The organism is Methanosarcina sp. A14, assembly GCF_001729375.1.
In the GTDB taxonomy this organism is placed as follows: domain Archaea; phylum Halobacteriota; class Methanosarcinia; order Methanosarcinales; family Methanosarcinaceae; genus Methanosarcina; species Methanosarcina barkeri.
In genome coordinates, this window is record NZ_LZPK01000377.1 from 1 (window position 1) to 13,107 (window position 13,107).

Sequence of the window (13,107 nt, forward strand, 5' to 3'; positions counted from 1 at the left end):
TGTTTTGATAGGCTGAATAATTGCAGTTAGGTAAACAATAAGTTAGGAAAGCAATAAGTTAGGTAAACAATGAGTCAGGCAAGCAATGAGTCAGGCAAGCAATGAGTGAGGTAAGCAATAAGTAAGGTATAAGCTAAAAGTTAAGTTTGTTCAGGATTCTGTGATTGTCTTTTCGCTTAAATGAGCTTATCAATTTATTCTGGACTCGCATGAAGTAGATAAAAAGAAAATAAGGATAATAACAGGATTTTTATCCATAAATTCGTTAAATTATGGCTATTTTCCCAATTTGGAAAGAAACAGGACGAAGTTTTCAAATAATTTCGACACCTTTATTAGCAGTCTGGCACTCATAAAGGATTTAAAAAAGCGAACCATAAAAACAGAACCGGCGAACAAAACCTTTTTTCATAAGTTCAGGACGGAGACTATAAAATGAACCCCGGCTTGCTTGATCTTATCCTGTTTTCAGAAAAGAGAAAAGATTTTCTTCTGCTCCTGAAAGAAGGCCCTAAGGACATCGAAGAGATACTTGAGGAGCTTCAGGTACCGAGGACGGCTCTTCTTCCTCAGATAAAGAAGTTAAAAGAAGAGGGTCTGGTAATACATGAAGAAGGAATATACCAGCTTAGTGCAATAGGGGAAATCGTCGTTGAAAAAATGCAACCCCTGATTGAGACCCTATCAGTGTTTGAGAAGAAAGAAGAGTTCTGGGCCGACAGAAAGCTTGCCCCTATTCCACCCCATCTTGTAGATAAGATAAACGAGCTTGGAAACTATCGCCTCATAGAACCGGATCTTAGTCATACTTTTGATCTGAACCCGGAGTTTGTAAAAAACCTTTCTAACTCAACCTATATCCACATGTTTTATTCGTATTTTCATCCTCAACTTCCGGCTCTTGTTCTCATCCTTGCACGAAAAGGCGTTGAAATTTCCCTTGTTTTGAGTGAAGCTGTATACTTACGGCTTGTAAAAGATTTCAAAGCAGAAGGAAAAGAATTTCTCAAAATTGAAAACTCAAGTCTTTACATTCTGGAAAAAAAAGAAATTGAAATCCCCGCGCTAATTGCTATATCTAACGGAATAATGACTATGGGCTTGTTTAACGAAAATGGCAGGTTTGACCGTCAGTATGTGATAAGTTTCGAACCACAGGCAATAAAATGGGGACAAGAATTTTTCGAATACTACAGGGATATGAGCAGGAAAATAAAATGAAATAAACAGCAACGTGTCGACCCATAGAATACTAAGTCATAGATTATTAAGCTGTAGACTATTAAGCCATAGACTATTAAGCCGTAGACTATTAAGCCATAGACTATTAAGTCATAGATTATTAAGCTGTAGACTATTAAGCCATAGACTACTGAGATGCAGACTACTAAGCCTAACTCAAAAATCAAAATTTGACTTTTGAATCTCTCGTACAAACTCCCTAAAAATAGATCAAAAAGAGGATACAAAACTAACCGCAGCCATTATTTCTGCAAACAAATGTTTTCAAAGAAATTCAGATATTTAGTTCAAAATATAAAAAAGAAAAGTGCTTTATGGATATAAAGCATTTATTCCTATTTCTTATGATATTATCTCCTTAGTGTATTCCGTAGGCACGCCGTCATATTCCTCTGGATTGGCTTCGGCTTCGACCTTTGTGGCGCGTATAATGCCGTCCTTATGAACAGGCGGTGAATAGATTACATAGAATTTCAGAGAACCTGTTTTCAAAGTGTTAATGACATTGTGCTGGGCACCAGCCGGCACAACCACCGCAGATCCGTTACCGACTTCATATTCGTTACCGTTAATTATGCACTTTCCCTGTCCTTCCTCAAAGCGGAGAAACTGATCGTTTTTCTCATGCACTTCCATTCCGATATCTTCCCCGGGATTGAGACTCATAATTACCAGTTGGCTGTACTTTGAGGTATAGAGCACCTTGCGGAAATAGTTATTTTCCAAAGTGGCCTTTTCGATATCGATAGAAAATCCTTTCATTTTATTTTTTGGCTTATCTACTTTCTTGCATACCTCTGCCTCACATGTCTTCTTTCCAGCCATACTGGGCAGTTCTTTAGCGCTTACTGCAGTTGCAGCAATTGATAGTAAAAAACAAACTGCCAGCAAAATACCCAGTGTCTTTTTAAGACTCATTTGTTGACTCCCCCAATATGTTATAACTCACTCAATTTTGCAAATGTTAGTTTTCAATCCACCGATGTTGGCAGATGTATTCACGTTATCAATAAATCGTCCAGCATCTTTTGAGGAGGATAAACATTAGTAAATTCTATCCTCATTTTATAGCATGGGATTTGCCAACAAAGGCGATTTCAAATACATGCAATATAAGAGTTATATTTATGAATTATAATATTAGTGGAAATATAAATACTAGCGAAATTAAAATAACAATCACAAAATTGATTTTTTCCATTCAACTTTTCCAAAAAGAATTACAAGATATATATATTTCATAGTATTTCCTTTTCAAAAATATTACTTTTTCATTGGTTCGCTAATATTGGAACTTAAACTCATGCATGTTTAGTTAACCGGGAAAAATTGAGTCACAGACTTAGAAAAATGATTCCGAAAATCTTACAGAGTGAGATTAAAAATTGGTTTTGAAATAGACTCTCAAATTGAAATTTAAGTTCGAGATTCAGGCTAAAGGCTTTATTATGAGTCAAAAAATTTTCAAACTTTTGGTTTTGTACAATAAACTTCAGAGCTTCATGCTGCTAGCATAGGCTTAAATATTAGGTTTGCCTAAATATGAACAGATTAAAAATTAGGTTTGCCTAAATATGAGAGCAAAAGTATGAAACTACCAGTTACCTGCCCTGAAAGAGAATGCTGCTGTGGAAAAACGAGATGCATTCCAGGAAAAGAGCTTCCGAAAATCATACTTATAGGAAACCCTAACGTGGGAAAAAGCAGCCTATTTAATGCCCTCTCTGGAAGTTATACACTGGTTTCCAATTATCCGGGAACCTCAGTTGAAATCACTCATGGAAAAGTAAGGATAGGAGAAAAAGAATATGAAATCATTGACACGCCCGGGATGTACTCCCTGCTCCCTATAAGTGAGGAAGAAAGAGTATCTCAACTTCTGCTTTTTGAAGAAAAAACTTCAGTTTACCTCCATGTGGTAGATGCCCGAAACCTCAGACGGATGCTTTCCTTCACCCTGCAGCTCCTTGAAGCCGGGCTTCCTTTAATTCTTGTTCTAAATATGATGGATGAGGCAGAAGAAAGAGGGATTGAAATCGAGATATCCAAACTCAGTCAATTGCTGGGAATTCCAGTTGTTGGAACGATTTCAAGAGAAGGAAAAGGAATAGAGGAACTTAAAACTGCAATTTCGGAGTTTACCCCTGGAGATGACGCGCAAAAATCTGAGCAAAAACTTGACTACGGTACAGAAATTGAGCCATATATCAAAGCAGTTGAAGGTTTGCTTGATCCCGCAAAAGAAGCCGAAATTTCAGCCGAAATCTCAACCGGAATCTCAAAAAGAGCGATCTCACTCCTACTGCTCCAGGAAGATAGAACAGCCCTTGAATACCTGCGCAGAGCTCAAAAAAACACATATTGTGGGGAAGAAAGCCATGAAAAAAGCTCCGAAGAAATTCAGAAACTTGTAGAAGCTGCCTCAAAGATCTCTGAAGTTCCTCTTTCCTACCTATTCACCCTGAAGCGCCAGGAGCATGTAAACGAAATCGTAGAACAGGTAATGATAATACCTGAGATAATCGAGAGAAAAGGTAGTGGGAAAGTCGAAAAAATAAGAGCAGAGGAAGGTACTGGAATAAAAAGAAGAGCAGAGGAAAATACTGGAATAAAAAGAAGAGCAGAGGAAGATACCGGAATAAATGGAAGTAAAATACAGAATAGAAATCTCGGTTTTTCCGAGAAAATTGACAGTATTCTCATCCATCCTTTGCTTGGGATACCTGTGTTGTTTTTAATCCTGTACTTCGGGCTCTATCTGTTTGTAGGCGTATTTGCAGCGGGAACGGTTGTTGATTTTCTAGAAAATACGGTCTTTGGAGGATATATAAATCCCTTTGTAACTGAAAAGTTCGTATCGCTTGTACCTTACCCGACTTTGCAGGACCTTTTTGTGGGAGAATACGGGATTTTTACCCAGGCTGTAACATACGCGATTGCCCTTATACTTCCGATAGTGGGAGCCTTTTTCCTTGTGTTTTCCATCATAGAAGACACGGGTTATCTTCCAAGACTGGGCCTGCTCCTTGATGGCATGTTTAAGAAAATAGGGCTCAGCGGAAGGGCGGTAATCCCAATGGTGCTAGGATTTGGCTGTTCGACAATGGCTACAATGGTTACCCGAACCCTTGAGACAAAGCGGGAAAGGCTTATTGCAAATATCCTGCTGGCTCTTGCGATTCCCTGCTCGGCACAGTTAGGCATTATTCTTTCAATACTTTCGAAAAGCCCTGAGAGCCTGCTTATCTGGTCTGTAGTAATATTACTGGAGTTCGTCCTGATAGGCTTCCTGGCTTCCAGAATACTGCCAGGAGAAGCCCCGACCTTCATACTTGAAATGCCTCCTCTCAGGAAACCTAAACTTTCGAACGTACTGGTTAAAACTTACTCCAGAATGCACTGGTATTTTCTGGAAGTTCTGCCGCTATTTGTACTGGCAAGTGTTCTGATCTGGATAGGCAAGCTAACAGGCCTTTTTGCCCTCGCCCTGAAAATCATAGAATACCCAACAGTCTGGATAGGCCTGCCTCCTGATGCAGCTGATGTCTTCCTTTTCGGCTTTTTCAGGAGAGATTTCGGGGCAGCGGGACTTTATGGAATGCATGACTCAGGATTACTGACAGGCGTGCAACTCGTAGTTGCAGCCATTACTCTTACCCTTTTCATGCCGTGTATAGCCCAGTTTATGATGACAATAAAAGAAAGAGGCTTTAAAACAGCCCTTGCAATTTCGGGTTTCATTTTCCCATTTGCATTTTTTACAGGCTTTATAGTAAATAACCTGTTAAAACTGCTGGGGGTTAACCTGTGAAATGCCCACTCTGCGGAAATGAATTTGAGAAAGCTGATGAAACGAAATGCACCGGCTGCGGAAAACTTCACAGCTGTAACAAGCAGTGCTGTCCAAACTGCGGATATGAACTTGTACAAGAAGCAAAGATTATTCAATCCATAAGGAAGTTTTTCAAATGGTAACTAAAAACTCACATTTTGATCTGAAAGCTATAACTCTCTGCGCAATGGAACCCAGAAAAACCGGAAAAATTGACCACCTTGAAACGAAGAACCCGGGAATTCTACAGAAGCTGATAGCTATGGGTATCCTTCCAGGCATGCCAATCACGCTACTTAGAAGGTCCCCTTCGTATCTTTTTGAAGTTGACCAGACAAGATATGCTGTTGATAAGGAAATAGCAAATAATATTTACGTTAGTTACTGATTCACCTCTCAACGAAAAGGCAAAGAAGATGACATAGGAGAAAGGCCTGCCGGAGTAGTTAATTTAGAAAATTATAAAAAAATGTTCATGAATGAGTACTCATAAGAGTACTCACTTATGATCTCACTTATGATCTTACTTATGATTTCAAAAATTCATTTACGTTAATTCATTTACGTTCTCCAAGGAAGATCATCATCCCTGAAGGCGAAGCTTCTTTGTAAATGCCCTCCAGTACTTCAAGCAAATCCTCTTCTTCCCGCCATAAGGGAAATTTTCCAAGCCTTTTTGGAAGGACTACCCAGAAGCAGCTCAAGGGCAGAAAAAAGGTTTTCAAAACCCAAATCATAAGGATAAGGCTTTGCAGTTGAGTTTTTAGGTATTCACCCCCGCCAAACACCCTGGATTTCCTTTTCAGCCGGGTTTTCACCCCAGAAGAAGAACTGTTTTCCAACTCTGCCGGCATAAAGAATTATCATAGATTTTATATTACACATACAGAAAACGTATATTTTGGGGATAATAGATATTGCAGAAGTTAATATTCAAGCCCTTCCCTTGCCAGGACGTTTTTCTCGAAGGGGTGCTTTATAAGCCTCATCTCCGTTACAAGGTCTGCCCTTTCTATCAGTTTTCCAGGAGCCCTCCTCCCTGTCAGGACGACTGTGGTTTCTTCCGGAATATCATCCAGCAGCTTGAGGAGATCTTCAGTCTTCACAATGCCAAAGTGGGCTGCAAGATTTATCTCGTCCAGTATCAGGAGCCTTGGTTTCCGTTTCAGGGCTTTCTTTGCAAATTCGAGGCCCTTTTCCGCCAGTTCATAATCCAGAGGCATGGGATTCTTGAAGTCTATGAAATCTTCCCTTCCAAACTGGTGGATCTCGTATTCCGGAGCTAGTCTGTCCTTTATTTTGTACTCCCCTATGTATTTCCTGCCTTTCATGAACTGGATAATTATTACACTGTACCCGTGGCCTACAGCCCTGAGAGCCAGTCCAAAGGCGTTTGTGGTCTTTCCTTCTCCTTCCCTCGTGTAAAGATAAACCAGGCCTTTAACCAATTTAACCCCTCAGAAGTGTACTTTCTCCCCAGAAAAAGATTGTAATTGCAGGAATATGTTATTTTTGTATCAGGATCTCCATAACCCATAAAAAATTAGTTTTTCTCCGTAAAAGGGCTTTTGGTTGTCCATTTTTACATAGTTGATATTGCCATGATTAAAAATTCAGTATGACAAATGATTGCGTCTTTGTGCAAGGAACACAAATCAGTTCCAGTTTCATTGAGGTCCGGAACAATGGACATATAAAAAGACTGAAAGCCTTACATTCGATAAATTATCCGCTTTACTGATCTGTGATCCTGTTCAATAATATAATTCAAGTACTTGATTTGCCGACGGCCTACTTTTTATGAAATATTTCGTCATTTTTCGTTGTATATAATGAATAAATATAAGTATTTGAGCGATGTAGATGATTTTTGTTACTGTTGTTTTGTTTTTTATTAAGAGCATTATTGGTAAAAGATCAATAAAATAGTAGGCGGATAATATAGTATCAACTGAATAAAAAGAGCCACAATATTTTCAGATACGAATCTTAATTTTCTAAAAATTCTTTTAGTACTGCATTCGGAAGCGATTCTGAAATATGTGTTCACAAAACTTAACTTTTTAGTAGATCCGAAGATCAATGCTTTTTCCAGAATAAGAAACTAATTTTGGAGTCGAAACCCCAGAATGAAGATTTAGGTTCGAGCATTGAGGAAATATCACAATGATAGAAACCTCAATTATGAGCTCGGACATCATAGACCGAAAATTTGTGTTATAATTTGTGTTATAATTTGTGTTATAATTTGTATTATAATTTGTGTTATAATTTGTGTTATAATTTGTGTTATAATTTGTGTTATACGTGATGTATAGGAGTGGTTAAATGAAGACTAAGTTGAATAGACCGTTTTTCTTTGCAATACTAATGTGTTTCATGTTGATGACAACAGGAATTACCTCAGCTTCTGTTGACCATCCTCCAGTACTTAATCCTATAGGCAGTAAAACAGTTTATGAAGGGAAAACGTTAAGCTTTACTCCCACAGCAAAAGACCCTGATGGCGATAAAGTAACATACTCTGCTACAGGTCTACCACGTGGAGCCAGGTTGGTTGCGAGCACTGGGAAGTTTACCTGGAAACCTGCAACTGGTCAGAAGGGAAACTATATTGTAACATTCAGCGCGAAAGCCAAAGGTCTAAAAGACTCTGAGAAAGTAAAAATAACAGTATTAGCTGAGAATCCAAAAATAAAAATTACTTCCGTGTCACGTTATGGAACCGCAGGATACGCTTCAGGCACAGTTAAAGGTGTAAGTACTTCAGCCTATAGGGTTGCTGTCTTTATATACGTTCCAAATTTAGGATGGTGGAATAAACCCACTTGGGCTCATCCATTAAAAACAATTAACTGCAATGGTAAATGGAAGTGCGATATAGATACGGGTGGACGAGATGTATACGCAACAAAAGTCGCTGCATTCCTTGTCCCAAAGAACTATAAACCACCTGAACTTCATGGATCCTCGAGTCTACCATCTGAGCTTTACAAAAAAGCGGTTGCTCATCACGAAGTCTCTAGATAAATATTAAGGCTCTTCGTTGTTTTTTGTGGATTTCCTCATAATGTCCTAATAAGAACCAATGCGGTATTGAATTGAGAATCATTTTGTCCATAAAGAATGGCGAAGAACCAATATTAAAAATTACAGACTAAATCTTCTTTTTTACGAGTTCAGGGATATTAAAGAATAAATTCAAGTTTTCACCTGGATTTCCGCAGATGTCCTTTCAATTCCCATAATTATTTCTGCTATCTTTTTTTCTGAATGTTGATGAGCTTCATTTATTGGATTTTTGAAATTAATTAAAAGATTTCAGTAGTGTAATATATGACAAGTTGAATAATAGTTCAAAAGAGTGGAAACTTAAGCTGATAAGGGACTGAATTTCGGAGGAATTGAGTGTCAGTTTGTCCTACAGATTTTGATGAAAAAGTAGAATGTCCATTCGTTGACAGGAAAGAGTTCATCGAAGCTTTTGAAAACGCCTTCCGGAACATCGACCAAAAAAACTACAGTATCCTGGTATATTATGGCGTTGCCGGAATTGGAAAAACCAGTCTTAGAAAGAAACTTCCAACTTTGCTCGAAAAACACAACAAATCGAACCAGCACACAAGAGTTATATGGACTTCAATAGACTTCGCTACCGAACAATACAGGCAGCCTTATAAGTTCTTCGAAATTCTTTCCAGCCAGTTGCACCAGAAATACGGCATCAAATTCAACTCTTTTGACATTGCCCTTGCCACCTACTTAAAAAAAATCAACCCTCATAATCCCCTAGTAAAAGAAAATTACTCCGAAGACAGCATTGTTCGCGATGTTCTGGACATCTGCGACGAATTTGTTCCTGTAAACCTGATACCAAACGTGTATAACCTTGCCAAAAGTTTACCTGAACGTTACCAAAAATGGGCTCTGAAACGCAAAGAAGATATTTCAAAACTTCCGGATCTTGAACCTACAGAGATATACGAACGGTTACCTGTTTACTTGGCCCATGACCTTGCGGATCACCTGCAGAACACTTCAGAATCCGCAGTCATTTTCATAGACACCTACGAAGCTCTCTGGGAAAAAGAAAGAGACAAAGGAAGTTTTAATTCTAGGGACGAATGGTTCAGAAAACTTATTGAAAACATACAAAAATCTTGTCTGTGGGTAATCTGTGGAAAAGAATCCCTTCGTTGGGAAGAAGTGGATGAGGACTGGAAAAATTACCTTGACCAGCGTAAAATTGGAAAACTTCCAGAAAAAGATGCTCTCGATCTGTTAAAACAGTGCGGAATCATTGAAAAGGATATCCAGAATATACTCATTGAAAGCAGTGAAGGCGTACCCTACTACCTTGAACTCTCCATCGATATCTACAGAAAAATAAAGCAAAAAGAGCAGCCCACACCGGGAAACTTTGCAAAGGTTCCAGAAGGTATTTTCTGTAGGTTTGTCAAATATCTTGACAGGGAAGAAAAAGAGACACTAAAAGTCTTATCGGTTCCAAGATACTGGAACCGTGAATTATTCAAAACCCTAATCGAGAAATTTAATACTGGATATCCTGCAACCAGTTTTTCAGAATTGCATAGATTCTCTTTCATGGACGTTGATGAGGAAGGAAAATGTTCCATGCACCAGCTTATGAGAAAAAGCTTGCAGGATTACCAAGATCCAGATTTGAAAAAAGAAGTCCATAATTTCATGCTTGACTTCTACAGCAATCAACTAAAAGATCTTGATATTAAAGCAATAACCCAAGAGAACGAAAATGCATTGACTGAAGCCTTCTACCATGCAAAAGAATCACTTGAAGCAGAAAAATTATGCGAATGGTTTATTTCTGTATCTGATCCGTTCTATAGAGCAGCATTTTGGCAATTAATTACCCCTATGTATGAAGAAATACTGCGAATTCTTGAATCAGAACTCGGTCCGCAACATCCTGACGTTGCAACAACGCTAAACAATCTCGCGTTACTCTATAAAAGTACGGGAGAATACGAAAAAGCACTCCCTCTTTTTCAAATGGCACTTGCCATTCGTGAAAAGATTCTGGACCCGCAAAACCCAGATATTGCATCAACACTAAATGGTCTCGCCGAACTTTATCGAATGATGGGACGTTATGATAAAGCGTTTCCACTTTATCAAAAGATATTTGATATTTATGAACTAATGCTTAGTCCGCAACACCCAGAAGTTGCAATGGCACTAAATGATCTCGCATTACTCTACTTTGAAATGGGACATTATGATAAAGCACTTTCACTTTATCAAAGAACACTTGAAATAGTCGAAGAAGTAATGGGTCCACAACACCAATACGTTGCAACAGTACTAGACAATCTCGCGTTACTCTATTCTCAAATGGGGTGTTACGACAAAGCACTTCCACTTTATCAAAGGGCACTTGATATCAATGAAAAAGTGTTGGGCCCACAACATCCAGATATTGCAACAACACTAAACAATCTTGCAGGCCTTTATCATTATATGGGAGAGTACGAAAAATCACTGCAACTTTATCAAAGAACACTTGAAATAATTGAGAAATCACAAGGTTCACAACATCCATATTTTGCAACAACCTTAAACAATATCGGTGGGCTCTATGCAAGTATGGAGAATTACGAAAGATCACTTCAACATTATCAAAGAGCACTTGATATTCGTGAGAAAGTGCTGGGTTCACAACATCCAAATGTTGCAACAACCTTAAACAATATCGGATTACTCTATAATAATGCAAGACACTATGAAAAATCTCTTCCATATTATCAAAGAGCACTCAAAATATTAGAGGATTCTTTAGGACCAGAGCATCCAGATGTTGCTGTAACATTGAATAACTTAGCGATATTTTATACGAATATAGGGAAATATGAGGAAGCCTTACCTCTATTCGAACGGGCTGTGGATATCATCGATAGTACGAGACTCGGACTCAATTATCCTTATTTCTTACAATTGATGAGTAATCTGATATTGGCTTCTGGAAACTTAGTAAATAAGTGGAGTCAATATTACTCATTTTATGGTATAATTTACTTATACCAAGAATAAAATTCTCTAATTTTGAGCCGTCTCAAGATCTTTTATTGATGAGCTTCATTTGTCTGATTTTTGAAGTTAATTGAAAGATTTCAGTACTGTAATATAGGACGACTTGAATAATACTTCAATAGGTCGGAAGCTTAGTTGATCGGAAAACTGGCCTGTGGAGATATACATGCCAATCGGTCCTACAACATACTTTGGAAAAGATAGAGTATTTGTTGATAGGGAAGTCTGCATTCAGACTTTCAGAGAAAACATCCAGAATTCGGGAAATTTAGAATACAACGTACTATTTTATCATGGAATTGCCGGAATCGGGAAAAGCAAGCTGCAGAAAGAATTGCAAAAGATACTGGATGATGAGTATCCCGAAATACTCTGGGCAGCTATTGATCTGAACACAAAAACTTATAGAGAAGTCGGAACTTTTTTAATCGCCCTGAGAAACAAGATTCAGGAAAAATACAAAGCTAAGTTTTACCTTTTCAATATTGCTCATGCTATATACTGGAAAAAACTCCACCCTGAAATTCCTCTGCTAGAAGAGAACTATCCTGTGATTAAAGAAGGAAAATTTGTCAGTAAAATAATAGACGTCCTTAATGAATTTGGACCTGCAAGATCGATCTGGGATATTATAAATAATGCTCCCGAGAACATTAAAAGATTTTTCAAGGAACAAGCTATAGACATCAATAAAATTGTTGCTATGGAAGCCTCTGAAATAGAGAAATTATTGCCTGGCTTTTTTGCTGCAGATTTTACAAGTTATTTAGGTATGAATTCAAAAGCTTGTATGAATTCAAAAGCTTACATCTTTATTGACACTTACGAAGCTCTCTGGGATGGCCTGAGGAATAAAGGCGGTTTTCATGAAAAAGATGAATGGATAAGGGAAAACCTGATTCCAAACATGAAAGGAGTTTCATGGGTAATCTGTGGAAGAAATGAATTGTTATGGGTTCCCGAATGTGATGAAGACTGGAAAATGTATCTGGAACAACATCCAGTAGATGAACTTCCAGAGAGTTATTGTCAAGAATTTTTAGAAGATTGTGGTATTGAAAATAAGGACATTCAGAATGTAATTATCAAAGCCAGTGAAGGGGTTCCATACTACCTTAATCTGTCTGTTGATACCTATGAAAAGATTAGCAAGAAAAGACAGCCAGTCTCTGAGGACTTTGGAAAGACGCAGAAAGAGATATTCAACACATTCGTGAAATATCTGAATGATAACGAAATTCGAGCTCTCAAAGTGCTTTCAGTACCCAATTCCTGGGACAGAGCCCTTTTCGAAATATTAATGAGAAAGTTTGATTCAGGATATCCTGCTGGCGCATTTTCAGAACTGATTAAGTTTTCCTTTATCAAAAAAGATACTGATGGAAAATGCTCTGTTCACCAGTTGATGAGAAAAAGCCTTAAGGAATTCCATGATCCCACAGATCGAAAGAATATCCATAAGTATCTACTTGATTTTTACAGCAAAAAGCTAGAAAATATAGATATCAAAGAAATAACCCCAGAACACGAAAACGCCCTAACCGAAGCCTTCTATCATGCAAAAGAAGCACTTGAAGCAGAAGAATTATGTGAATGGTTTATTTCTGTATCAGGTCCCTTCGACAGAGCAGCGTTCTGGCAATTAACTACTCCAATATATGAAGAAATGCTTCAAATTCTCGAAACCGAACTCGAACCGGGACACAAATCTGTTTTAATAACCAGAAACAATCTCGCATCATCCTACTGTAATATGGGAAAATACGAAAAGGCACTATCACTTTATAATAGATCACTTGAAATTATGGAAAAAGTGCTGGGCCCACAGCACCCATTTGCTACAACAATACTAAACAATCTAGCAGTAGTTTATTCTAAGGTGGCAGAATACGAAAAAGCACGATTTCTTTATCAAATGGTACTTGAAATTAAGGAAAAATCGCTGGGCCCACAGCACCCAGATG

General features: G+C 38.0%; 10 protein-coding genes and 1 pseudogene. 7 read left to right on the plus strand and 4 right to left on the minus strand.

The window, feature by feature from the left end; genetic code table 11:
• The first annotated feature begins 435 nt into the window (after nt 1-435).
• Entirely contained in the window at nt 436-1,221 is a 786-nt protein-coding gene (locus tag A9239_RS16995; RefSeq protein WP_048120543.1) for a winged helix-turn-helix domain-containing protein, read from the plus strand.
• 363 nt (nt 1,222-1,584) lie between these two features.
• On the opposite strand, the gene A9239_RS17000 is transcribed toward A9239_RS16995, so the two are convergent.
• A complete protein-coding gene (locus A9239_RS17000) occupies nt 1,585-2,160 on the minus strand; it encodes a cupin domain-containing protein (protein WP_230628844.1) in 576 nt (191 codons plus the stop codon).
• Nucleotides 2,161-2,830: 670 nt separating this feature from the next.
• Here A9239_RS17000 and feoB point away from each other — a divergent pair.
• From feoB to A9239_RS17010, 3 genes are read left to right on the plus strand one after another with little or no spacing between them, the layout of a single operon-like run.
• Nucleotides 2,831-5,053, plus strand: a complete 2,223-nt coding sequence (gene feoB, locus A9239_RS17005) for a ferrous iron transport protein B (RefSeq protein ID WP_052712640.1) — start codon at nt 2,831-2,833, stop codon at nt 5,051-5,053.
• The gene (locus tag A9239_RS19795; RefSeq protein ID WP_176722181.1) at nt 5,050-5,217 is read left to right on the plus strand and encodes a hypothetical protein; all 168 of its coding nucleotides are present in this window, start codon (nt 5,050-5,052) and stop codon (nt 5,215-5,217) included. Before feoB ends, A9239_RS19795 begins: the two co-directional genes overlap by 4 nt.
• Nucleotides 5,211-5,462 carry a FeoA family protein gene (locus A9239_RS17010; RefSeq protein WP_048120544.1) on the plus strand — a complete coding sequence of 84 codons (252 nt, stop codon included), beginning with the start codon at nt 5,211-5,213 and terminating at the stop codon, nt 5,460-5,462. The genes A9239_RS19795 and A9239_RS17010 overlap by 7 nt, the downstream gene beginning before the upstream one ends.
• 169 nt (nt 5,463-5,631) lie before the next feature.
• Here the strand turns inward: A9239_RS17010 and A9239_RS17015 are convergent, their stop codons facing one another.
• From A9239_RS17015 to A9239_RS19165, 3 genes and pseudogenes are all read right to left on the minus strand, one after another.
• Complete coding sequence (locus tag A9239_RS17015) at nt 5,632-5,928, minus strand: hypothetical protein (RefSeq protein ID WP_048154130.1); 297 nt, start codon at nt 5,926-5,928, stop codon at nt 5,632-5,634.
• Between the two features lie 72 nt (nt 5,929-6,000).
• Entirely contained in the window at nt 6,001-6,522 is a 522-nt protein-coding gene (locus tag A9239_RS17020) for a cob(I)yrinic acid a,c-diamide adenosyltransferase (RefSeq protein WP_048154127.1), read from the minus strand.
• Between the two features lie 266 nt (nt 6,523-6,788).
• Nucleotides 6,789-6,860 (minus strand): annotated as a pseudogene (locus A9239_RS19165) (IS6 family transposase); the annotation flags it as partial.
• A gap of 542 nt (nt 6,861-7,402) precedes the next feature.
• Between A9239_RS19165 and A9239_RS17025 the strand changes: the two are divergent.
• From A9239_RS17025 to A9239_RS17035, 3 genes are all read left to right on the plus strand, one after another.
• Complete coding sequence (locus A9239_RS17025) at nt 7,403-8,104, plus strand: Ig domain-containing protein (RefSeq protein ID WP_048120553.1); 702 nt, start codon at nt 7,403-7,405, stop codon at nt 8,102-8,104.
• 378 nt (nt 8,105-8,482) lie between these two features.
• Complete coding sequence (locus tag A9239_RS17030; RefSeq protein ID WP_052712639.1) at nt 8,483-11,143, plus strand: tetratricopeptide repeat protein; 2,661 nt, start codon at nt 8,483-8,485, stop codon at nt 11,141-11,143.
• 550 nt (nt 11,144-11,693) lie between these two features.
• Nucleotides 11,694-13,107, plus strand: a 1,414-nt coding sequence (locus tag A9239_RS17035; protein ID WP_176722182.1) for a tetratricopeptide repeat protein, incomplete at its 3' end; no start/stop codon positions are given.

Excerpts from the sequence above, each read along its gene's own strand:
- A9239_RS16995 (WP_048120543.1), top strand. The coding sequence starts at position 436 with ATGAACCCCGGCTTGCTTGATCTTATCCTGTTTTCAGAAAAGAGAAAA.
- A9239_RS17000 (WP_230628844.1), bottom strand. The coding sequence starts at position 2,160 with ATGAGTCTTAAAAAGACACTGGGTATTTTGCTGGCAGTTTGTTTTTTA.
- feoB (WP_052712640.1), top strand. The coding sequence starts at position 2,831 with ATGAAACTACCAGTTACCTGCCCTGAAAGAGAATGCTGCTGTGGAAAA.
- A9239_RS17010 (WP_048120544.1), top strand. The coding sequence starts at position 5,211 with ATGGTAACTAAAAACTCACATTTTGATCTGAAAGCTATAACTCTCTGC.
- A9239_RS17015 (WP_048154130.1), bottom strand. The coding sequence starts at position 5,928 with ATGCCGGCAGAGTTGGAAAACAGTTCTTCTTCTGGGGTGAAAACCCGG.
- A9239_RS17025 (WP_048120553.1), top strand. The coding sequence starts at position 7,403 with ATGAAGACTAAGTTGAATAGACCGTTTTTCTTTGCAATACTAATGTGT.